The following is a 22,575-nucleotide window of genomic DNA, read 5'->3' on the forward strand; positions in this document are numbered from 1 at the left end:
GGCAAATGGCAGTTTGTTGACAATGCACAGGCCCAAAAGAAAAGGGAGCCTTGCGGCCCCCTTCCCTCAATTCACATATACCGCGTCGCTTATTCGGCGGCGGTCGGAGCCGGGATCGCCTGGGTGTTGGCCTGGCGGCGGCGCTCGTCGAGGATCAGGTCGTCGCGCTTGGTGGCGATCAACTTGGCCGACGAAATGCCAGCACCGGTACCAGCCGGGATCAGGCGGCCGACGATGACGTTCTCCTTGAGACCTTCGAGCAGATCGGCCTTGCCGGACACTGCCGCTTCCGTGAGGACGCGGGTGGTTTCCTGGAATGAAGCAGCCGAGATGAACGAACGGGTCTGCAGCGATGCCTTGGTGATGCCCAGCAGCACCGGATTGGCCGTCGCAGGCTTCTTGCCTTCAGCGACCAGAGCATCGTTGAGCTCGTCAAAGTCCAGCTTGTCGAGCTGCTCGTCCTTGAGCAGGCCAGACTCACCTGGATCCACGATCTCGACCTTCTGCAGCATCTGGCGAACGATCACCTCGATGTGCTTGTCGTTGATCAACACGCCCTGCAGACGGTAGACCTCCTGGATTTCATTGACGAGGTAACGAGCAAGCTCTTCCACGCCCTTGATGGCCAGAATGTCGTGCGGCGCCGGGTTGCCGTCGAGGATGTATTCGCCCTTTTCGATCGGGTCGCCTTCCTGAAGATGGAAGGGCTTGCCCTTCGGGATCAGGTATTCAACCGGATCTGCACCTTCTTCGTTCGGCTCGATGATGACGCGACGCTTGTTCTTGTAGTCGCGACCGAAACGGATCGTACCATCGATCTCGGCGATGATGGCGTGATCCTTGGGACGGCGCGCTTCGAACAATTCAGCCACGCGCGGCAGGCCGCCCGTGATGTCCTTGGTCTTGGCCGATTCCAGCGGAATACGGGCCAGCACGTCGCCGGGCGCGACCTTCTCGCCGGGCTCCACGTTGATAACGGCATCGACCGAGAGCAGGTACCGGGCGTCGCCGCCACGATCCACCTTGGCAACCACACCGCCGCGAGCAATCGCGAGGGCTGGCTTGAGGCCGTCACCACGCTGATTGGTGCGCCAATCGATGACAACGCGCTTGGTGAAGCCCGTTGCCTCGTCGGTGTTTTCCGCAACCGATGCGCCGTCAACGAGATCCTCGAACACGACCTCACCCTCGACTTCAGCGAGGATCGGACGGGTGTAGGGGTCCCATTCGGCAAGACGCTGGCCACGGCGAACCATGTCGCCTTCCTTGACCAGCAGCTTGGAACCATAGGTCACCTTGTGGGTGGTGCGTTCCTTGCCGTCGGCATCGAGAATGGCGAGCGACACGTTACGGGCCATGACGACAAGCTTGCCGCCCTCGACCTTGGCAACGTTGGGGTTGCGGATGGCGATCTTGCCTTCAGCACCCGATTCCAGGAACGAGCTGTCGACCACCTGAGCCGTACCACCGATGTGGAACGTGCGCATGGTGAGCTGCGTGCCGGGTTCACCGATCGACTGAGCGGCGATAACGCCGACAGCTTCACCCATGTTCACGGGCGTACCGCGAGCAAGGTCACGGCCATAGCAGGCCGCGCAGGTACCCTGGCGCATATCGCAAGTCAGCGGGGAGCGGATTCGGATCGACTGGATCCGGGCTTCCTCGATGATGTCGACATGCTTTTCTTCCAGCAACGTCCCCTTGGCAGCGATCAGATCGCCGGTCAGCGGATGGTTGATGTCGTCAGCTGCCGTACGGCCCAGCACGCGCTGGCCGATCGAAGCAACGATCTGGCCGGCATCGACGATGGGCTCCATGGTCAGGCCACGCTCGGTGCCGCAATCGGTGGCCACGATGATGGCGTCCTGCGCCACGTCCACGAGACGACGGGTCAGGTAACCCGAGTTCGCAGTCTTGAGCGCGGTGTCAGCCAGACCCTTACGGGCACCGTGGGTCGAGTTGAAGTACTCCAGAACGTTCAGGCCTTCCTTGAAGTTAGCCGTGATCGGGGTCTCGATGATCGAGCCGTCGGGACGCGCCATCAGGCCGCGCATACCAGCAAGCTGCTTCATCTGGGCCGGTGAACCACGGGCACCCGAATGGCTCATCATGTAAACCGAGTTGATCGGCTTTTGACGACCGGTTTCCTTGTCGATCTGAACGGCAGCAATGCCCTTCATCATCTCTTCGGCAACCTTGTCACCACACTTGGCCCAGGCGTCGACCACCTTGTTGTACTTTTCGCCCTGAGTGATCAGGCCGTCATTGTACTGCTGCTCGAACTCTTCGACCTGCTTACGGGCGGCTTCCACGATCGTGTACTTGGACGGCGGGATAACCATGTCGTCCTTGCCGAACGAGATGCCGGCGTCACACGCGTTCTTGAAGCCGAGCTGCATCACGCGGTCACAGAAGATCACGGTCTCTTTCTGACCGCAGCCACGGTAAACCGTGTCGATCATCTTGGAGATCATCTTCTTGGTCATCAGCTGGTTGGCCGTGGAGAACGGCACAGCAGGATGCTTGGGAAGAATCTGACCGATCAGCATACGGCCCGGGGTCGTCTCGACGATCTCGGTGGTCTGCTTGCCTTCCGCGTCAAAGGACACAACGCGGCCTTTGATCTTGGTGTGGAGCGTGACGACCTTGTTGTCGAGCGCGTGCTCGAGCTCAGCGTAGGAGCCGAACACCATGCCCTCGCCCGGCTCTTTCTCGTTCATGAGAGAGAGATAGTAGAGGCCCAACACGATATCTTGGGACGGCACGATGATCGGCTGGCCGTTTGCAGGGTGCAGGATGTTGTTGGTCGACATCATCAGGACGCGCGCTTCCAGCTGCGCTTCAAGCGACAGCGGAACGTGCACGGCCATCTGGTCACCGTCGAAGTCGGCGTTGAAAGCCGAGCAGACGAGCGGATGCAGACGGATTGCCTTGCCTTCGATCAGGATCGGCTCGAACGCCTGGATGCCCAGACGGTGAAGGGTCGGAGCGCGGTTCAGCAGAACCGGGTGCTCACGGATCACTTCGTCCAGGATATCCCAAACCTCGGGCTTTTCCTTCTCGACGAGCTTCTTGGCCTGCTTGACGGTCGAAGAGAAACCCTTCGCTTCAAGGCGGCTATAGATGAACGGCTTGAACAGCTCGAGCGCCATCTTCTTGGGCAGGCCGCACTGGTGCAGCTTGAGGTTCGGACCCACGGTGATAACCGAACGACCCGAATAGTCGACGCGCTTGCCGAGCAGGTTCTGGCGGAAGCGGCCCTGCTTGCCCTTGAGCATGTCGGACAGCGACTTCAGCGGACGCTTGTTGGCACCGGTGATGGTGCGGCCACGGCGACCATTGTCGAACAGCGCGTCCACAGCTTCCTGCAGCATGCGCTTTTCGTTGCGGATGATGATGTCAGGCGCACGCAGCTCGATCAGGCGCTTCAACCGGTTGTTGCGGTTGATCACGCGGCGATACAGATCGTTCAGATCGGACGTGGCAAAGCGGCCACCATCCAGCGGCACCAGCGGGCGCAGCTCGGGCGGAATGACCGGAATGACGGTCATGATCATCCATTCGGGCTTGTTGCCCGAAACGATGAACTGCTCGACGATCTTCAACCGCTTGGCGAGCTTCTTGGGCTTAAGTTCCGTGGTGGACTCAGCAATTTCCACGCGCAGGTCGGCCGCGATCTTTTCGAGATCGAGCGCGATCAGGATGTCGCGGATAGCCTCGGCGCCGATCTTGGCGGTGAAGCTGTCAGCGCCATATTCGTCCTGGGCGTCGAGGAACTGCTCTTCAGTCAGCAATTCATGCTGGGTGAAGGGGGTCAGGCCCGCATCGAGAACGACGTAGTTCTCGAAGTACAGGATGCGCTCGATGTCCTTCAGCGTCATATCGAGCAACAGCGCGATACGCGACGGCAGGGACTTCAGGAACCAGATGTGAGCAACCGGCGCAGCCAGTTCGATATGGCCCATGCGCTCGCGGCGAACGCGGCTCAGGGTGACTTCGACACCGCACTTTTCGCAGATGACGCCCTTGAACTTCATGCGCTTGTACTTGCCGCACAAGCATTCATAGTCCTTCACAGGGCCAAAGATGCGCGCGCAGAACAGGCCATCGCGTTCGGGCTTGAACGTACGATAGTTGATGGTTTCCGGCTTTTTGATCTCGCCGTAGGACCAGGACAGGATCTTTTCCGGACTCGCAATGGAGATCTTCATCTGATCGAAGGTCTGCACCGGAACGGCCGGATTGAACGGGTCCATGACGTGGGAATGATGGTTCATCAATTCTCTCCTCTTTCCATCGGGAGCGGGCTGCCGCCCGGCTCCCTCAGGAAGTGAATGGGGGTAGGAAGTGCCGGATTATTCCGCCGCTTCCTGAGGAGGTGCGAGCTCCGCTTCAGCTTCGCTGTTGAGGTCTTCGATCTCCCGGTTCTCAAGCTCGACATTGAGCCCGAGCGACCGGATTTCCTTGACCAGAACGTTGAAGCTTTCGGGGATACCCGCCTCGAAAGTATCGTCGCCACGCACGATGGCTTCGTAGACCTTGGTACGACCTGCAACGTCGTCCGACTTGATGGTGAGCATTTCCTGGAGCGTGTAAGCCGCGCCATAGGCCTCGAGAGCCCACACTTCCATCTCGCCGAAGCGCTGACCGCCGAACTGGGCCTTGCCGCCCAGCGGCTGCTGGGTGACCAGCGAGTACGGACCGATCGAACGGGCGTGGATCTTGTTGTCCACAAGGTGGTCCAGCTTGAGCATATAGATATACCCAACCGTCACCTGCCGATCGAACTGCTCGCCGGAACGACCGTCGAACACGGTGGACTGGCCGGAGGCCTTGAGGCCCGCCTTTTCCAGCATCACCACGATATCGGCTTCCTTGGCGCCGTCGAACACCGGGGTCGCGATCGACACGCCCTTGGAGAGGTGTTCGCCCAGACGCACCAGACCGTCATCGTCGAGGTCGGTGATGGATTCATCACCGGCAAACAGGTCCTGCACTTCCAGACGCAGCGGCTTCAGATCGCCATTGCGCTGATAGGCGCGAACCATCTCGTCGATCTTCTTGCCCATGCCGGCGCAAGCCCAGCCCAGGTGCGTCTCGAGGATCTGGCCCACATTCATGCGCGACGGCACGCCCAGTGGGTTCAGCACGATATCAACCGACGTACCGTCTTCGAGGTACGGCATGTCTTCCACGGGAACGATGCGCGAAACCACACCCTTGTTACCGTGGCGGCCGGCCATCTTGTCGCCCGGCTGGATCTTGCGCTTGGTCGCGATGAAGACCTTGACCATCTTCATTACGCCCGGCGGAAGTTCATCACCGCGCTGCAGCTTGTCGACCTTGTCGATGAAGCGCTGTTCGAGCAGCTTGCGGCTCTCTTCATACTGAGCATGAAGAGCTTCCATCTCGGTCATGACCTTGTCGTCATCGACCGCGAACTGCCACCACTTCGAACGGGGCTGAGCCTCGAACATCTGGTCATTGAGCTTGGTGCCAACGACATAGCCCTTCGGACCTGCCGTAGCGGCCTTGCCGAACAGCATTTCCTTGAGGCGAGCATAGACGTTACGGTCGAGGATCGACTGTTCGTCGTCACGGTCCTTGGCAAGACGCTCGATTTCCTCGCGCTCGATAGCCATGGCGCGCTCGTCCTTGTCGATGCCGTGGCGATTGAACACGCGCACTTCAACAACAGTACCAGCATCGCCCGGCGGCACGCGCAGGGAGGTGTCACGAACGTCCGAGGCCTTCTCGCCGAAGATGGCGCGGAGGAGCTTTTCTTCCGGCGTCATCGGCGATTCACCCTTGGGGGTGATCTTGCCAACGAGGATGTCGCCCGGCGCCACTTCGGCACCGATGTGCACGATACCGGCTTCGTCGAGGTTCTTCAGCGCTTCTTCCGAAACGTTCGGAATATCGCGCGTGATTTCCTCGGGGCCAAGCTTGGTATCGCGGGCCATCACTTCATATTCCTCGATATGGATCGAGGTGAAGACGTCCTGCATGGCGATCTTCTCGCTGAGCAGGATGGAGTCTTCGAAGTTGTAGCCATTCCAGGGCATGAACGCGACGAGCACGTTGCGGCCGAGAGCCAGATCGCCCAGCTCGGTCGAGGGGCCATCGGCAATGATGTCGCCCTGATTGACGTGATCGCCAACCACAACCAGCGGACGCTGATTGATGCAGGTCGACTGGTTCGACCGCTGGAACTTCATCAGATTGTAGATGTCGACGCCCGACTTGGACGCATCGGTTTCTTCGGTTGCACGAATAACGATACGGGTGGCGTCCACCTGGTCGACGATGCCCTTGCGCTTGGCAACGATAGCAGCGCCGGAGTCACGGGCCACGATCGCTTCCATGCCCGTGCCCACGAAGGGAGCATGAGCGCGCAGCAACGGCACAGCCTGACGCTGCATGTTCGAGCCCATGAGAGCACGGTTGGCGTCGTCGTTTTCGAGGAACGGGATCAGCGAGGCGGCAACGGACACCATCTGCTTGGGGGAAACGTCCATAAGGTCGACGTTTTCCTTGGGCGTCAGACCGTTGTCACCGGCGTGGCGAGCCACCACCAGATCGTCCTGCAGCGTGCCGTCCTTGTTGAACTGCACGTTGGCCTGGGCGACGTAGTGCTTGGCCTCTTCCATGGCGGAGAGGTACACCACGTCCTCGGTCAGCACGCCGTCCACGATCTTGCGGTACGGGGTCTCGATGAAACCGTACTTGTTGACGCGGGCGAAGGTCGACAGCGAGTTGATCAGACCGATATTCGGGCCTTCCGGCGTCTCGATCGGGCAGATACGGCCGTAATGGGTCGGATGCACGTCACGGACTTCAAAGCCGGCACGCTCGCGGGTGAGACCACCAGGCCCAAGCGCCGACAGGCGACGCTTGTGGGTGATTTCCGAGAGCGGATTGGTCTGATCCATGAACTGGGACAGCTGGCTGGAACCAAAGAATTCGCGCACAGCGGCAGCAGCCGGCTTGGCGTTGATCAGGTCCTGCGGCATCACCGTGTCGATTTCGACCGAGCTCATGCGCTCCTTGATGGCGCGTTCCATGCGGAGCAAGCCAAGGCGATAGGAGTTTTCCATGAGTTCGCCGACCGAGCGAACGCGGCGGTTGCCCAGATTGTCGATGTCGTCGATTTCGCCACGGCCATCGCGCAGGTCGACCAGCGTGCGGACGACTTCGACGATATCTTCCTTGCGCAGCGTGCGCATGGTGTCGGGCGCATCGAGCTCGAGGCGCATGTTCATCTTGACGCGGCCAACGGCGGACAGGTCATAGCGCTCGCTGTCGAAGAACAGCGACTGGAACATGGCTTCGGCGGTATCGACGGTCGGCGGCTCGCCGGGACGCATGACGCGGTAGATATCGAACAGCGCGTCTTCACGCGTCTCGTTCTTGTCCACGGCCAGCGTGTTGCGGATATAGGCGCCGATGGTGATGTGATCGATGTCGAGCAGCGGCAGCTCGTCAAAACCCAGCTCAAGCAGCTTGGTCAGGTTCTTTTCGTCGATCTCGTCACCTGCCTCCATGTAGACCTCGCCGGTCTTCATGTTGATCAGGTCTTCGGCGACATACATGCCATAGAGGTCTTCATTGACCGCCAGCAGGTGCGTCAGGCCGTTCTCGGCCAGCTTCTTGGCCTGGCGAGCGGACAGCTTCTTGCCACCCTCATGGACGACGTCGCCAGTCTTGGCGTCGATCAGGTCCATGGTCGGCTTGGCATTCTTCATCTTTTCCGCGTCGTATGGCTTCTGCCAGCCGGTCGCGGTCTTCTCGTAGGTCAGCTTGTTGTAATAGGTCTCGAGGATTTCCTCGGTATCCATGCCAAGCGCCTTGAGCAGGCTGGTGACCGGAATCTTGCGGCGACGATCGATACGGGCAAACACCACGTCCTTGGCGTCGAACTCGATATCGAGCCAGGAGCCGCGGTACGGAATGATGCGGCCGGCGAACAGCAGCTTGCCGGACGAATGGGTCTTGCCCTTGTCGTGGTCGAAGAACACGCCAGGCGAACGGTGCATCTGCGAAACGATGACGCGCTCGGTGCCGTTGACGATGAACGTGCCATTGGACGTCATGAAGGGCATGTCGCCCATATAGACGTCCTGCTCCTTGATGTCCTTGACGGAGCGGGCGCCGGTTTCTTCGTCCACTTCAAACACGATCAGGCGCAACGTCACCTTGAGCGGGGCAGCGAACGTGATGTCGCGCGCACGGCACTCGTCGATGTCGTATTTCGGCTGCTCGAATTCGTACTTCACAAATTCGAGAGAGGCCGTGTTGGAAAAGTCGGTGATCGGGAAGACCGAACGGAAGACGGACTGAAGCCCTTCGTCGGGACGCCCGCCCTTGGGCTCGTCCACGAGGAGGAACTGATCATAGGAGGCCTTCTGGACCTCGATCAGGTTGGGCATCTCCGTGACTTCGCGAATGGAACCGAAGGATTTACGAACCTTGCGGCGGCCGTTGAACGTGGTAGCCATGAAAGCTCCTGTTTGTGCGCTTTTTATATGCCGCGCCAGACGGAAAAGCGGGGGACGCTCTTCCACCAAACGCTGCAGTGCGATTGTCTCGGAGGCAGATATCCAAAAATCCGACTATCAGCCGTCGGGTCTCGGGATATATGCCTTGTTAGGCAGTTAGTGGGCTCAGCGACGCCTGTTGACCTTCCCCAGCCAAGGGAAGGAGGGCCAGAAACGCCAAACACCCCATGGTCAACAACCATGAGGTTTCGTGGACGTCAGCGTGCCTCAGACATCGAAATCGTCATATATTCCGCTAATTGGCGCCAGGGACCCATCCAATCGGTCCGGCGAATCGTCTCGTGAAAACGAGGATGCGAAATGGCACATAGCGCGCCATTTCGCAAATTTCAAGGGTCGAGACGAACTTACTTGAGTTCGACCTTGGCGCCGGCAGCTTCCAGCTTGGTCTTGATGTCAGCAGCTTCGGCCTTCGAAGCGCCTTCCTTGATTGCCTTGGGAGCAGCTTCGACCAGTGCCTTGGCTTCGCCCAGGCCCAGACCGGTGATGGCACGGACTTCCTTGATGACGTTGATCTTGTTCTCGCCGAACGAGGCAAGGATCACGTCAAATTCAGTCTTTTCCTCAACAGCAGCAGCCGGAGCACCGGCGGCAGCAGCAGCAGCAACCGGAGCGGCGGCGGAAACGCCCCACTTTTCTTCCAGCAGCTTGGAAAGCTCAGAAGCTTCCAGGACGGTCAGGGCAGACAGGTCGTCTACGAGTTTGGCGAGATCAGCCATTTGATAAATCTCTCTTTTTCAGGTGTTCAGTTTAAACCAGGATGGCCCCCACAAAGGGACCGATGGGGTTACGCTGCTTCGTTGCTCTTTTCCGCGTGAGCGGCCAACACACGAGCGATGCCACCAGCCGGCGCAACGATGACCGAAGCGATACGGGTCGCAGGCTGCTTGAGCATCCCGGCGAGCGTAGCGCGCAGTTCGTTGAGCGAAGGCATGGTCGCCAGCGCCTTGACGTTATTCGCGTCAAGCGCGGTCTTGCCCATGGCGCCACCAAGAACGACGTATTTCGCGTTCTTTTCAGCAAATTTCTGCGCCAGCTTCGGCGCAGTCATGGGGTCGGCCGCATAAGCGATGACGATCGGCCCGGTAAACAGGGCCGACATGTCCGCATTGTCGGTTTCTTTAAGAGCAAGCTTGGCAAGACGGTTTTTCGCGATCTTGACCTGACCACCGGCAGCCTTCACCTCACGGCGAAGCACTTCCAGATTGGCCACGGTCAGACCGGCATTTTGCGCGAGGACGATCGATCCAGCGCCCGAGAGGGCTGACTGAAGCGATGCGACAAGCTCACGCTTTTCCGCTCTTTCCACTGCTAGTCTCCACATTGAGCCCGACAAAAGTGCTGCCGGGCCATTGCCAATTGCTGCCCTCCGATCTCCCGAAGGAGGAGAGGAGCAACGGTTACATGCCTGTCAACCGTGCTGCCCAAAGGGCAACTGGCCTGGTTCAAACCGCAATCACCCTGCCCTATCAGGCAGGAAAACTTGGGTCTGCACCCCATCTATGCTGGCGTCTTGCGACATTAAGCTGAACCAGATCGTTCAGCACCGGCAGTCTCGGACAGGACTTATGCTCCCCTTGCGGGAAGCAATCCGGGCGGCTTGCGGCCGCCCGAAATTCTTACAGCGCCGAAGCGGGCTCGACGTGAACGCCAGGACCCATGGTCGAAGACACGGCAACGCGCTTCACATAGGTGCCCTTGGCGCCAGCGGGCTTGGACTTCTGCACGGCGTCGGTGAACGCCTTGATATTCTGCAGCAGGGCTTCGTCCGAGAACGACACCTTGCCAATACCAGCATGCAGGATACCGGCCTTCTCGACGCGATACTCGACAGCGCCGCCCTTGGCAGCCTTGACGGCACCAGCGACGTCGGGCGTAACCGTGCCAACCTTGGGGTTTGGCATCAGGTTGCGGGGCCCGAGGATCTTACCCAGGCGACCAACCAGCGGCATCATGTCCGGGGTGGCAATGCAGCGATCGAAATCGATCTTGCCAGCCTGGATCTGTTCCATCAGGTCTTCGGCGCCAACGATATCGGCACCAGCCTTGCGGGCTTCGTCTGCCTTGGCATCCTTGGCGAACACTGCCACGCGCACGGTCTTGCCGGTGCCGTTGGGCAGGCTCACCACGCCACGGACCATCTGGTCGGCGTGACGCGGATCGACGCCGAGATTGATGGCGATTTCGATGGTTTCGTCGAACTTGGCCGAGGCGCGAGCCTTGACCATCTTCACCGCTTCATCAAGCTTGTACAGCTTGTTGCGGTCGATGCCCTCACGGGCCTTGGTGATCTTCTTACCGACGTGTGCCATCTATCAGCCCTCGACCTGAATGCCCATGGAACGGGCAGAGCCGGCGATCATCGACACAGCAGCGTCGATATTGTCGGCGTTGAGATCCTTCATCTTCTTTTCGGCGATATCACGCAGCTGAGCCGTCGTGATGGTGCCGGCCGATTCCTTGCCGGGGAGCTTGGAGCCCGACTTCAGGTTCACGGCCTTCTTGATGAAGTAGGTCACCGGCGGCTGCTTCATCTCGAAAGTGAAGCTCTTGTCGGCATAGGCGGTGATCACGACTGGAATGGGCGAACCCTTTTCCATTTCCTGCGTGGCGGCATTGAACGCCTTGCAGAATTCCATGATGTTCAGACCGCGCTGACCCAGTGCGGGGCCAATCGGCGGGGAAGGCGTTGCGGAGCCCGCGGGCACCTGCAGCTTTACGTAGCCAACGATTTTCTTTGCCATAATCGTCCTATCTAGTTGCGCCCGCTGTCATGCGGACCGTTTGACGCTGTGGTAGGAGGTTTTCCCGGCAGCTTGGCAGCCACCGCCCTCTCCCACAGATTTCACCCGACCTAAAGCCGGGCGTATCTGGCTTACGCCAGAATTTTGTAATGGTTAGACCTTCTCGACCTGACCATATTCGAGCTCCACCGGGGTGGGACGCCCGAAAATCGACACTTCCACCTTGAGGCGGGCGCGTTCCTCGTCGACCTCTTCCACCACGCCATTGAAGCTGGCGAAGGGACCGTCCGACACGCGGACATTCTCGCCCACTTCGAAGCTGACGGAGGGCTTGGGATGCTCCACGCCTTCCTGCACCTGCTGCAGGATGGACATGGCTTCCTTCTCCGAGATCGGCATCGGCTTGTTGTCCGAACCGAGGAAACCGGTAACCTTGGGCGTATTCTTGATCAGATGGAACGCCTCGTCGGTCATATCCATCTTGACCAGGACATAGCCCGGGAAGAACTTGCGTTCGGCATCGACCTTGCGGCCGCGACGGATCTCGACGACCTTTTCGGTCGGAACGATCACGTCTTCAAACAAATGCTCGAGCTTTTTCTGCGCAACCTTCTGGCGAATGTCTTCCGCCACCTTGCGCTCGAAATTGCTGTAAGCCTGAACGATGTACCAGCGCTTGGCCATGCCGCGTCGCCGCTCCTAGTCTTGTGTCCGTGACCCGCTCAGCGGATCGAAAGCATCAGGCCCACGCCCCAGGAAATAACCTGGTCGGCCAGCAGGAAGAACAGGCTCGCCGCCGTAACCAGCACGAGAACCATGACCGTCGAGATCAGGACTTCGTTCCGGCTAGGCCAGGTAACCTTGGATGTTTCCTGCCGCACTTGCTGCAGAAACTGGATTGGGTTCGGTCGGGCCATAGGCGAATCTACTCTGGTGTTTTGGTGCAAAACCAAAGGCCGCGCAGGAATCCCGCACGGCTGGAATGCCGGTATCTATTCAATATGGGCAACGATTGCAACAGGCCGGGGCAAGAATCTGGACCAGGGCTTTGCGGACCACCGGACCCGTGGCCATTAACGACGAGTGTAAACATCGTGGTTTGTTGTTGCATCCCCGCTTGCAATGGCATTTGATCCAATTGCGACCAAAAAGTGGCAGCGGGAGGCTGGCACCATGGCATATAGTAATGCGTTGTTCGAGGTCAAAGCCTGCGAGGTCCGCTATTACGGCCCGCACAAGACGATTGCCGGCCGGGTAACCGGTGTCGTGCGCGTTACCATTCACGAGCGCTTCATGGGCAATGACACGACCTATCACCTGGACCTCAAGGTGCGGGCCGATGTGGGATCGGTCTCCTCAGCCGAGGTGCGTACCGCCCTGCTCGCTCACGCGGCCCATCAGCTCAATCGCCTCAAGGCACGCCATACCGACAAACTGCCCATGGCCGCCGAATAGGCACTTGTCTCAAGCGTGACTTGTGAATAGGCGCTGCGACCTCCATCTATAAGGACAGGAGGACGGCATGTTCAAATCCATCGCCCTGGCGACCGGCATTATCATCATCTCGACCGGACTGGCCCAGGCCGCCTGCCCCAGCCGCGTACCCGGCTCGACGCCCGACGCAATCGCCGCCAACCAGCAGCGCATTGCCTGCCTGCAGGATGAGGCGCGCCAGACTGGCCAGCAGCAGAACTACGATATCCAGCTCAAAAGCATGCAGAACACGCTCCGCGACATGCAATTGCAGCAGCGGCTGGACAGCCTGCCCAAATTCACGCCGCCGGTATTTCAGCCCAGGCCGACGTTTCCGAACAATTAGTGTCGCTGAGGCCGCATTCAAAGCAGATTGTCTGCCATGAACTTTACGAAGGCTTGCACCTTCGGGGAGAGATGGCGGCTGGAGGGCCAGAGAATGCGGAATTCACCGGCATCCTCCACATAATCTTCCAGGACGGAAACCAGCCGTCCATCGGCGATATGTTGTCCCACCGTGAAAAGCGGCAGGCACGCAATACCGAGCCCGGCTTCGGCAATGCTGATCAGGGGCTCCAGGGTGCTGGCCATCGATGATATCGGCAGGTCCAGCTTGCCTGCCGCAATGTCGTGACGCAGCGGCCAGCGCTCCAGCTTGCCCGACGAGGGATATTTGTGGTGCAGGCAGACATGCGCCGAAAGATCCTGCGGCTTTTCCGGCACACCGAACCGGGTGAAATAATCTCTCGACCCCACGATGCGATGCGAGAACTTGCCCAGGGTGCGCATCATCAGGCGGCTGTCGCTGACGTCCCCCGTGCGCACCACCGCGTCGAACCCCTCCTCAACAACATCGACCAGCCGATCCGTGAAATCGAGGTCGATCGTGATGTCGGGAAACATCTGCATGAACTTGGTGATCGTGGGCATGAAGAGCATGCCGGCCAGCGGCAGGCTCACGCGGATCCTGCCGCGCGGCGCCGCCATGGTCTGCGACAGTTCCCGCTCGGCAGCTTCTAGTTCGTCGAAAATACGCCGACACCGCTCCAGAAACATGGCGCCCTCGGCGGTGATCGCAATGCTGCGGGTGTTGCGATGAAACAGCCGTACGCCCAGACGCTGCTCAAGGCGAGCGATCGTCTTGCCAATGGCGGACGAGGACACCCCCAGCGCCTCGCCGGCCCGCACGAAACTACGCGCTTCGGCCGCGACGACGAAGGCATTCAAAGACCCGATGCTATCCATGCGGCGGCCTCCATTGCGGACATAAATGTCCGATATGTTTGGAGCATTAGCCTGTTTTTTCCGCCGCTGTCGCCGGCTAACTCTCAAGCCGCTGGCAGATCCCGCCGGCGACTTTGATTGGATATCTCATGACCTCTGCCCCTAAGGCCGAATTTGCCTTCGCTCCCCAGCCCACCGTGTTCGTCGTCAATGTCATCCATGCTCATCCCGGCAAGCAGGAGGAAGCATTCAGGATCATCCAGGACGTCGTGCACTATGTCGCGGAGCGAAAGGAGGGATTTTTGTGGAGCAGTTTGTCCAAGAGCACGGACGGCAAAACCGTGGTGAATATCGAGGCGATCCGCGATGAGAACAATGTCGACGAATTCTTCGCCGACCCGGCTTTCGTCGAGAAGTTCAAGATGCTGGATGCCGTCGCGGACAGCGAATTCCACATCTATAAGGTCAACGACCTTGTGCTTCCACGCCCGCTGAACGGGTGAATAGCTGAACGGGGGCGGCTTAAGTCATGGCGGCCCGCCATACGCCGCCACCCCACCAAAACAAAAAACCACCGGGCGATGAACGCGCCGGTGGCTCCTGATCGGTTGCGACCGCCATTGGCGGGCGCGATCCTTGAATTCGCTTAGAGCAGCGTCAGGTTCGTGGCCGAAACCTTGCCATCGCGGCCGGTCTCGAGCTCGTACGTCACCTTGTCGCCCTCATACAGGCCCTGCAGGCCCGACTTCTGCACAGCGGAGATGTGGACAAAAGCGTCCTTTTCGCCATTTTCGGGCGAAATGAAGCCGAAGCCCTTGGTGGTGTTGAAGAATTTTACGGTGCCAGTAGTGGCCATGTGTGTCGTTCTGCCATTTAAGGCCCATCCGCATATGCGTCCGGGCGGAGTTTCCCCAAGCAACATGCTTAGGGGAACCATAAATCGCAAATTATTGACCCGGAGTCAAACGGGGCCACGAGCAAAACGCCCGGCTGGCAGGGTACCGGGCGAAAAATAGTTCTAAATCAATGATTACGCCTGGCAGGGGCTGGGGGACTCGAACCCACGACCCTCGGTTTTGGAGACCGATGCTCTACCAACTGAGCTAAACCCCTGTAGGCGTGCGGCAGTGTCTAATGGCAAAGATCGCTTCGCGCAAGTACCTCAAGCAGGTTCATGACCAGATGTGTGGAACCAGTGGCACAGCCATCATCAGGCAGCCGAGCAAGCCCGCCAGGAAACACACGGAACGCCAGGGCGACAGGCCTTTTAGATAGCAATACAGATGGGCCGCGCGCGCCAGGAAATAGAGCCCGGCGCCGACCAGCGAGGCCCAGCCTTGCTCATTGTAGATGATGGACAGCACGGCCAGTGTCAGGAAAATGGGCAGCGTTTCCTGCAAGTTTGCCAGGGCTCGGCGCGAGCGGCCCAGCTCCTGCGTCGGCTCAGGCAGATCGTCACGCGGCCCGATCCGCGCCGCGACGCCCACCTGCTTGGTGAGGTAGCTGCCGGGCAATTGTACCGCCACGACCAGCAGTGCCAGCACCAGGAAAATCATCAGCAGCATTTGTTTTCGCCTCTTCTGTGGTGGGCCGGTGGTAGCGCGAATCCGTTTACAAACGCCGCCGCACAGCAATAAATACCCTTGCGAGTTACAGGAAGCGCCTCAGGCGGAAACGATCACTCAAGGGGCGGCGTCCCCGGAAGGATGACGATGCGTCTTATCATTGCCCTGGCCATATTGGTCCTCAGCCCCAGCCTCGCCTTTGCCCATACAGGGGTCGGCCACACGGCCGGGTTCTTCCATGGTTTTGAGCACCCGATCGGCGGGCTCGACCATATTCTGGCAATGGTGGCGGTCGGCGTGTTTGCCTATGTGCTGGGCGGCCGCGCCCTATGGCTGGTACCGCTGTCCTTTGTCGGGATGATGATTGTCGGCTTCATCCTGGGTGCGGCGCAGATCGATCTACCCTTCGTTGAGCTGGGCATTGCGCTGTCGAGCGTTGTCATCGGCGCAGCGGCGGCCTGGGGCCGGCCGATGCCGGTAGCAGCAGCCATGGCGCTGGTTGGCGTTTTCGCCGTGTTCCACGGTCATGCCCATGGGGCGGAAATGCCAGCGGATTCGAGCGGCATCGCCTATGCAGCGGGCTTCGCGGTTTCGACCGCCCTGCTCCATCTGGCTGGTATCGCGGCGGCTTTCGGCATTGCCCGCCTGATCGGCCGGCATGGCAAGCTCGCGGCACAGGTTGCGGGCGGCGCCTTCGCTATTGGCGGCGTTGGAATCCTGGCCGGCTGGCTCTGACCTTTCCAGGCTTTTTCGTGGCACGGCCCGCACCGTCAAGGCGCGGGCCGATTTGTTTTCTACAAGCCCTATTCGGAATCAAAGCTGCAGCTTTGCTCGGCAAATCCTTGTAATATTTCATTTTATTGACAGCTGCCGAACGTGCCGGACGCATGCGCTGGTCGCAGACCTGTTCCCCGGCCACTCGTATTGACCCCTTCCATCACGCCCGCGTTAACTAGCGCCACTGCTTCGACCGCCGCCTTCGGGTGGCCCCGGAGGGCGCAGTGTGCCCTTCGCCGTAAACCGAGTCACAGAAGTGATGACCGCTCGCGATCCGTCGCGGGCAGCAGCCTTGAATGAGCGCAAGTTGATAAAACTGACCTGGTGCATGGAGCGCTGCGAGGCCTAGGCCGCCTCAAATGCGCAACCCAGTGCCAGCGAGAGCCGGAATCGCGATCCATTCCTGGATCGTGGCGGGCCGGCAGGCAGGAGACGCAACGTTGCTAAGGGTACTTTACCTGGTTCCCAACCTGGCCGACCCAGCGGTCGGCCGCCGTATTGGCATGCTGAAGACAGGCGGCGCGGAAATCGCCGCTGCCGGCTTCCGCCGCTCCGGCGTCGCCATGCCCGATCTGCCGGTCACCCACGCCGTGCAATTGGGTGAAACCTTCGATGCGCGGTTCGCCCAGCGCATCATGGCGGTGGTGGGAGCGGCCATGTCGATCGTGCGGCGGCTGGCGCATTTGCCGCCGCCTGACGTCATCATCGCGCGCAACCTCGAAATGCTGCCGCTGGCCGGACGGCTGCAGGCGCATTGGGGCGGTACGATCCCAATCGTCTATGAATGTCTCGATATTCACCGCCTGTTGCTGCGCACCGACCTGATCGGCCAGGCCATGCGGGGCGCGGAACGGCGCTGGGCGCAGCCGGCATCCCTGCTGATGACCAGCTCGCCTGCCTTCATTTCCAACCATCTTGGCGGATTGGGCCCCCTGCCCGCGCTGCTGGTGGAAAACAAGGTGCCGCACAGCACCGAGCGCGGCAGCAATCCGGCGCTGGGATTGCCCGACAGCGGCGTGATCAAGATCGGCTGGTTCGGCGCGCTGCGCTGTCGCCGGTCGCTGGACGCGCTAGCGACCTTCTCCCGGGCGATGAGCGGGCGCGTGCAGGTGATCCTGCGCGGCCGTCCGGCGCTCAGTGAGTTCGAGGATTTCCACGGCTTTGTGGACGCCGAGCCATATCTGAGGTTCGACGGCGAATATCGCAATCCCGACGACCTGGCCTCGATCTATTCGGATGTGCACCTGGCCTGGGCCATCGACTTTTTCGAGGCCGGCAAGAATTCGCAATGGCTGCTGCCCAACCGCATCTACGAGGGCAGCTTTCACGGCGCCATCCCGGTGACGCTGGCCGGCACCGAAACCTCGGCCTTCACCCAGCGGCTGGGTATCGGCATCACCGTGCCCGATATCGAAGCGGGCACACTGGCCTCGGCCTTGGGCGAACTCGACGCAACCCGTCTGCAGGCGCTGGCTTCGGCCGTGTTGGAGCAGGACCCGGCCAATTTCTCGTTTCACGACGCCGATTGCCGCCAATTGGTGGAACGGCTGCAACAGCTTGGCAGCAACGCGCAGCCAGAACAGGAAGCCGCATGAGCTTGCCCACCGGCAAATGCCTGATCGCCGTGCCCACGCTCAATGAGGCCAAGCACATTGCCCACCTGCTCGAACAATTGCTGGTGGAAGCCAAGGCAATGGATTGGCCGGTGGTGGTAATTGACGGTGGCAGCACTGACGGCACGCCGGCCATTGTCGAGAGCTTCATCGCCCGGGGCGAGCCGGTGCAGCTGGCGCACAATCCCAAGCGCATCCAGAGCGCGGCGATGAACCAGGCGGTGGCGCAGTTCGGCGATGGGCTCGATTATGTGATCCGCATCGATGCACATGGCGAGTATCCGGCGGACTATTGCCGCGCCTTGGTGCTGGAGGCACAGACCATCGGCGCCGATAGCGTGGTGGTGCCGATGACCACGGTGGGCCAAAACACCTTTCAGCGGGCGGTGGCGACGGCGCAGAATTCGCTGGTCGGCACAGGCGGCTCTGCCCACCGCACGGGCAAGGGCGGCGCCTTTGTCGACCATGGGCACCATGCCCTGATGAGCATTCCGGCCTATTGCGCGGTCGGCGGCTATGACGAGACCTTCCGGCACAACGAGGATGCCGAACTCGACCACCGCCTGCGGCTGGCCGGCTATCGCATCTGGCTGACCGACGCGACCGAGATGACCTATTATCCGCGCTCGACCCCCTCGGGCCTGTTCAAGCAATATTTCGGCTATGGCCGCGGGCGGGCGCGCAATGTGCTCAAGCACCGCGTCATTCCGCGTATCCGCCAGATGCTGCCACTGGCCATCCTCCCAGCAGTGGTGCTGGCGGCGTTGAGTTTCGTGCATTGGGTGGCGCTGATCCCGCTATTGGCCTGGTGTGCGCTCTGTCTGGCCATGGGCTTTGTCGCCACGCGCAAGCATTTTGACGAATATGGCCTGCCCATGAGCGGCGCGCCGCTGGTGGGCTTTGCCGCCATGATCATGCACCTGGCCTGGTCCTCGGGCTTCTGGCTGCACCTGGCGCAAGCCGCCACTTCAGGTTTTGGAGCCAAGCGCGCATGACCAGCGTCGACATCTGCATCTGCACCTATCGCCGCCCCTATCTGGCCGAGACCCTGGCTTCGGTCGCCAGGATCGCAACCAATGGCGCCCGCATTCGCGTGATTGTCTCGGACAATGACACGACGCCATCGGCCGGCGCGATGGTCGCGGCGCTAGCGGCGGATTTCCCGTTCCCGATCCATTATGTGCATAGCCCCGCCTCCAATATCTCGATTGCCCGCAATGCGTGCCTCGATGCGGCGGACGCCGATTTCATCGCCTTTGTCGATGATGACGAGTTGGTCACCGAACACTGGCTGACGGCCCTGTTGGCGACAGCCGAGGCGGAAAAGGCCGATGTCGTGCTCGGCCCGGTTGAGGCCATCTATGGCGAAGACGCGCCGCAATGGATGGTCGAGGGGGATTTCCACTCCACACTGCCCGTCTATGTCGATGGACAAATCCGTACCGGCTATACCTGCAACGCCCTGATCCGCTGGATCGCGCCCTATAAATCGTTGCGCTTCGATCTGGCGCTCGGCCGCTCGGGCGGTGAAGACACCCAGTTTTTCTACGCCCTTTCCGGCATAGGTGGCCGTATCGCCTTTGCGCCCGACGCGCTGGTCACCGAGATTGTGCCGCCCAATCGCGCCGCCATGGGCTGGCTGGTGCAGCGCCGGTTCCGGGCCGGGCAAACCCACGGCACTCACCTAAGCCAAGGCGTCGTGGCCAATATCAAAGCTGCCGCGATTGCATCAGGCAAAGCGGCGTTTTGCGGGGTCATGACCATTTTGACCCTATTCTCGCCATCGCGCTGGAGGAAAAACCTGCTGCGCGGCGCCCTGCATGTCGGCGTCATCGGCGGCATTTTTGGCGCCAAACAGGCCGCTCTCTACGGCCAGCCAACGGAAGGAAGCCAGTCACATGCTTGAACGGAGCCAGTTGCCGGCCATGTCCGACCCTCACAGCTCCGATCGCGGGCTGCTCGATGTCGATCGCCTGTTCTCAATCCTGCGCCGGCAGTTGCGCGTGCTGCTGCTCTGCCTGGGACTGGGCCTGATGCTGGCGGTGATCTACCTGATGCTGGCGCCTAAGAGCTATGTGGCGACCAGCCAGATCCTGCTCGACAAGAATTTAAAGGATTCGGTCAGCGACATCGCGCCCCAGACCAGCGCCGTGGACCTTGAATCCGAAGTGCTCAACCAGATCGAGGTGATGCGCTCGAGCCGGATTGCCACTGCGGTGGCGCAAGCGGAAAACCTGATGACGGATCGGGAATTCCTCAATCCGCCGCCCTCATTCAGCGGACGGGTCAAGGGCATGCTGCTTGGCCTGCTGAGCCCGATCCTGGGTTCGCCCGAGGCTGACCCGGACGATTTGCAGGCCACGCCCGAGGAAGCCGCCGGCGCCTTGCGCGCCAATATGTTCGTCGAGCGTGTCGGCCGCAGCGCGGTGATCCGCGTCGGGTACGAGGCATCGAGCCCCGAACTGGCCCAGCGCATCGCCGCTGCCTATGCCAATGTCTTCGTGCAGGACCAGCTCAACGCCGATATCGACGCCACCAAGCAGGCCGCCGACTGGCTGCAGCAGCGGCTGACCGAACTGGGCGACAACCAGCGCCAGGCCACGCTTGCCGTCGAGGAATACCGCCAGCAGAGCGGCCTTTCGACCAGCGAGGACGAAAATCTCAGCAACCAGCGGCTGCAGGCGCTAACCGCCCAATTGGTCACGGCCCAGGCCGAAAGCGCTCGCGTTAACGCGCTGGCCGTGCAGCTGCAGGCCACGATCGACGCCGGGCCATCGGCTGCCGGCGCCAGCATTGCGCTGCTCAGCGGCTCGGGCGTTGACGACAAAACCATATCCGATCTGCGCATCCGCTATGCCTCGATCCAGAGCCGCATCAACGAAGTGTCGGCCACCTATGGCGAAGACCACCCGCAGGTGACCGCGCTCAAGGCGGAAAACCAGGCGCTGCAGGCCCAGATTTTTGCCCAGCTACAGGGGCTGAACGAGCAGTATCAGAGCCAGCTGACCATTGCCCAGCGGCAGGAAGCGAGCCTGCGCGACGCCATCGAGACCGAAGGCCAGCTCGCCTCCCAGACCAATCAGGCGCAGGTCAAGCTCACCGAATTGCAGCAACGTTCGACCACGCTGGGCGTGATCTACAATTCCTTCCTGTCGCGCTACGAAGAAGCGGTGCAGCGCCAGTCCTTCCCCATTCCCTCGGCTCGCATCATCACCGTGGCGCAGGCGCCCGAAAGCGCCTCGGGTCCGCGCACCCTGTTCGTGGCGGCCGGCGGCGTCATTTTCGGGCTGTTCCTGGGGCTGATGTTCGGCACGTTCAACGAATTGCGCGAACGCACCTTCCGCATTGGCGATCAGGTCGGGAACGAGCTGGGCCTGCGCTTCCTGGGCTATCTGCCCCGGCTGGGCCCCGATGCGCACAAGGGGAGTCGCGGCGATCAGACCAAGGCTGCTCTCGCCCTGCATGGCATGATCAAGAAGCAGGTGGAAGAACGCCGCGCCAACCGGCCGACCACGGCCTTTGTCGAAACGCTGAAATCGGCCAAGCTGGTGATGCGGGCGCGCGGTAAGCCGGACCGCAGCGCCGTTATCGGCGTGGTCTCGGTATTGCCGGGCGAAGGCAAGACCACCTATTCGGTCGCGCTGGCCGAAATGCTGGCCACCGATGGCGAGCGGGTATTGCTGATCGACGCCGATTTGCGCCAGGCCGCCTCGACGCGCCTGGTAGCACCCGGCGCCACCAGCGGGCTGATGGATATTGGCGGGACGATATCCTGGCGCGATGTCGTGCTGGCTGATCCGCGCAGTGGCCTGCATATCCTGCCCGCGCTGTCCTCCTCCGGCCAGAGCAGCGATTTCCTCTCCTCGGATGGCATGCAAAGCCTGCTCGAAGAGGCGCGGCAGAGCTACGACTATGTCGTCATCGACCTGCCCCCGCTCGGCCCGGTCATGGATGCCCGCGCCGTGCTGCCCTGGACCGATGGTTTTATCCTCGTCACCGAATGGGGCCGCACCCCGCGCCGGCTCGTCCGCTCGCTGATCGAGCACGAGCCCGAACTGGCCGAGGACATTGTCGGTGTCGTGCTCAACAAGGTCGATTTCCGCAAGCTCGCCCAATATAGCGATCCGGGCGGCGCCGAGCGCTATATGGGCTCCTATAGCCGCTATTATCAGGTGGACGCGACCGAGAAGGTCTGAGTGCCTGGGCTGTTGTCGATCTGACCCCTCCCCCTGCGGGAGGGGGACGATGGCTCTCAGTCCGAAGGGCCAGGCTGCTTGCGCAGGATCTTTTCCATGGGTCGGCCCTTGGCGAGTTCGTCGATCAGCTTGTCGAGATAGCGCAGTTCGCGCATGAGCGGTTCTTCGATGTCCTCCACGCGGTAACCGCAGATCATTCCGGTGATCAGTGTCCGGGCCGGGTTCAGCCTGGGCGCTTGCCCGAAGAAATCCTCGAAGCTGGTTTGCTTTGCCAGTTCCTCATCCAGCGTCTGTTGGCTATGCCCGGTCAGCCAGCAAATGATTTCGTCGACCTCGGCTTTGGTGCGCCCCTTTTTCTCTGCCTTGGCCAGATAGTGCGGATAGACGCTCGCGACGCTGATTGCGTAAACGCGGTGCTTTTTCAT

At 60.9% G+C, this 22,575-nt stretch carries 20 protein-coding genes and 1 tRNA gene; 8 read left to right on the forward strand and 13 right to left on the reverse strand.

Going from position 1 to position 22,575, the window contains the following annotated elements; genetic code table 11:
• Positions 1 to 89: 89 nt before the first annotated feature.
• The 8 genes from rpoC to secE all read right to left on the reverse strand — a co-directional run bounded on the left by rpoC (position 90) and on the right by secE (position 12,219).
• Positions 90 to 4,277, reverse strand: a complete 4,188-nt coding sequence (rpoC, locus tag ACI3KW_RS06380) for a DNA-directed RNA polymerase subunit beta' (protein ID WP_404847378.1) — start codon at positions 4,275 to 4,277, stop codon at positions 90 to 92.
• Between the two features lie 78 nt (positions 4,278 to 4,355).
• Positions 4,356 to 8,498 (reverse strand): DNA-directed RNA polymerase subunit beta, encoded by a 4,143-nt coding sequence (gene rpoB, locus ACI3KW_RS06385; protein ID WP_113122062.1) that lies wholly within the window; start codon positions 8,496 to 8,498, stop codon positions 4,356 to 4,358.
• Positions 8,499 to 8,905: 407 nt separating this feature from the next.
• Complete coding sequence (gene rplL / locus ACI3KW_RS06390) at positions 8,906 to 9,277, reverse strand: 50S ribosomal protein L7/L12 (protein ID WP_113122061.1); 372 nt, start codon at positions 9,275 to 9,277, stop codon at positions 8,906 to 8,908.
• Between the two features lie 68 nt (positions 9,278 to 9,345).
• Positions 9,346 to 9,867, reverse strand: coding sequence for a 50S ribosomal protein L10 (gene rplJ, locus ACI3KW_RS06395; protein ID WP_113122060.1), 522 nt, complete (start codon positions 9,865 to 9,867; stop codon positions 9,346 to 9,348).
• A 310-nt stretch (positions 9,868 to 10,177) separates the two neighbouring features.
• A complete protein-coding gene (rplA, locus tag ACI3KW_RS06400) occupies positions 10,178 to 10,870 on the reverse strand; it encodes a 50S ribosomal protein L1 (RefSeq protein WP_113122059.1) in 693 nt (230 codons plus the stop codon).
• Between the two features lie 3 nt (positions 10,871 to 10,873).
• Positions 10,874 to 11,302 carry a 50S ribosomal protein L11 gene (rplK, locus tag ACI3KW_RS06405; RefSeq protein WP_035102606.1) on the reverse strand — a complete coding sequence of 143 codons (429 nt, stop codon included), beginning with the start codon at positions 11,300 to 11,302 and terminating at the stop codon, positions 10,874 to 10,876.
• 153 nt (positions 11,303 to 11,455) lie between these two features.
• Complete coding sequence (gene nusG, locus ACI3KW_RS06410; RefSeq protein ID WP_035102605.1) at positions 11,456 to 11,986, reverse strand: transcription termination/antitermination protein NusG; 531 nt, start codon at positions 11,984 to 11,986, stop codon at positions 11,456 to 11,458.
• A gap of 38 nt (positions 11,987 to 12,024) precedes the next feature.
• Positions 12,025 to 12,219: a preprotein translocase subunit SecE gene (gene secE / locus ACI3KW_RS06415; RefSeq protein ID WP_113122058.1), complete on the reverse strand. Its 195-nt coding sequence runs from the start codon at positions 12,217 to 12,219 to the stop codon at positions 12,025 to 12,027.
• A gap of 256 nt (positions 12,220 to 12,475) precedes the next feature.
• Between secE and ACI3KW_RS06420 the strand changes: the two genes are divergently transcribed.
• A complete protein-coding gene (locus ACI3KW_RS06420; protein ID WP_262167426.1) occupies positions 12,476 to 12,757 on the forward strand; it encodes a hypothetical protein in 282 nt (93 codons plus the stop codon).
• Positions 12,758 to 12,824: 67 nt separating this feature from the next.
• A complete protein-coding gene (locus ACI3KW_RS06425) occupies positions 12,825 to 13,121 on the forward strand; it encodes a hypothetical protein (RefSeq protein WP_113122056.1) in 297 nt (98 codons plus the stop codon).
• Positions 13,122 to 13,138: 17 nt separating this feature from the next.
• On the opposite strand, the gene ACI3KW_RS06430 is transcribed toward ACI3KW_RS06425, so the two are convergent.
• Entirely contained in the window at positions 13,139 to 14,020 is an 882-nt protein-coding gene (locus tag ACI3KW_RS06430; protein WP_404847379.1) for a LysR family transcriptional regulator, read from the reverse strand.
• Positions 14,021 to 14,148: 128 nt separating this feature from the next.
• Between ACI3KW_RS06430 and ACI3KW_RS06435 the strand changes: the two genes are divergently transcribed.
• Complete coding sequence (locus ACI3KW_RS06435; RefSeq protein ID WP_404847380.1) at positions 14,149 to 14,502, forward strand: antibiotic biosynthesis monooxygenase; 354 nt, start codon at positions 14,149 to 14,151, stop codon at positions 14,500 to 14,502.
• Between the two features lie 143 nt (positions 14,503 to 14,645).
• Here ACI3KW_RS06435 and ACI3KW_RS06440 read toward each other — a convergent pair whose 3' ends face one another.
• The 3 genes from ACI3KW_RS06440 to ACI3KW_RS06450 form a co-directional block, all read right to left on the reverse strand.
• Positions 14,646 to 14,855, reverse strand: coding sequence for a cold-shock protein (locus ACI3KW_RS06440; RefSeq protein WP_035102601.1), 210 nt, complete (start codon positions 14,853 to 14,855; stop codon positions 14,646 to 14,648).
• Positions 14,856 to 15,036: 181 nt separating this feature from the next.
• Positions 15,037 to 15,112 (reverse strand) — tRNA-Trp (locus ACI3KW_RS06445).
• Positions 15,113 to 15,171: 59 nt separating this feature from the next.
• Positions 15,172 to 15,564, reverse strand: coding sequence for an MAPEG family protein (locus tag ACI3KW_RS06450; protein WP_404847381.1), 393 nt, complete (start codon positions 15,562 to 15,564; stop codon positions 15,172 to 15,174).
• 147 nt (positions 15,565 to 15,711) lie between these two features.
• Here ACI3KW_RS06450 and ACI3KW_RS06455 point away from each other — a divergent pair, with 147 nt between their 5' ends.
• The 5 genes from ACI3KW_RS06455 (at position 15,712) to ACI3KW_RS06475 (ending at position 22,150) form a co-directional block, all read left to right on the forward strand.
• Positions 15,712 to 16,299, forward strand: a complete 588-nt coding sequence (locus ACI3KW_RS06455; protein ID WP_404847382.1) for a HupE/UreJ family protein — start codon at positions 15,712 to 15,714, stop codon at positions 16,297 to 16,299.
• A gap of 482 nt (positions 16,300 to 16,781) precedes the next feature.
• Entirely contained in the window at positions 16,782 to 17,936 is a 1,155-nt protein-coding gene (locus ACI3KW_RS06460) for a glycosyl transferase family 1 (RefSeq protein ID WP_404847383.1), read from the forward strand.
• The gene (locus ACI3KW_RS06465) at positions 17,933 to 18,949 is read left to right on the forward strand and encodes a glycosyltransferase family 2 protein (RefSeq protein WP_404847384.1); all 1,017 of its coding nucleotides are present in this window, start codon (positions 17,933 to 17,935) and stop codon (positions 18,947 to 18,949) included. Before ACI3KW_RS06460 ends, ACI3KW_RS06465 begins: the two co-directional genes overlap by 4 nt.
• Complete coding sequence (locus ACI3KW_RS06470; protein WP_404847385.1) at positions 18,946 to 19,860, forward strand: glycosyltransferase family 2 protein; 915 nt, start codon at positions 18,946 to 18,948, stop codon at positions 19,858 to 19,860. Before ACI3KW_RS06465 ends, ACI3KW_RS06470 begins: the two co-directional genes overlap by 4 nt.
• The gene (locus tag ACI3KW_RS06475) at positions 19,853 to 22,150 is read left to right on the forward strand and encodes an AAA family ATPase (RefSeq protein ID WP_262167412.1); all 2,298 of its coding nucleotides are present in this window, start codon (positions 19,853 to 19,855) and stop codon (positions 22,148 to 22,150) included. Before ACI3KW_RS06470 ends, ACI3KW_RS06475 begins: the two co-directional genes overlap by 8 nt.
• 56 nt (positions 22,151 to 22,206) lie before the next feature.
• Here ACI3KW_RS06475 and ACI3KW_RS06480 read toward each other — a convergent pair whose 3' ends face one another.
• Positions 22,207 to 22,575, reverse strand: a complete 369-nt coding sequence (locus ACI3KW_RS06480) for a DUF2200 domain-containing protein (RefSeq protein ID WP_404847543.1) — start codon at positions 22,573 to 22,575, stop codon at positions 22,207 to 22,209.

The sequence above is a fragment of the Devosia sp. ZW T5_3 genome, assembly GCF_044987315.1.
In the GTDB taxonomy this organism is placed as follows: Bacteria; Pseudomonadota; Alphaproteobacteria; order Rhizobiales; family Devosiaceae; genus Devosia.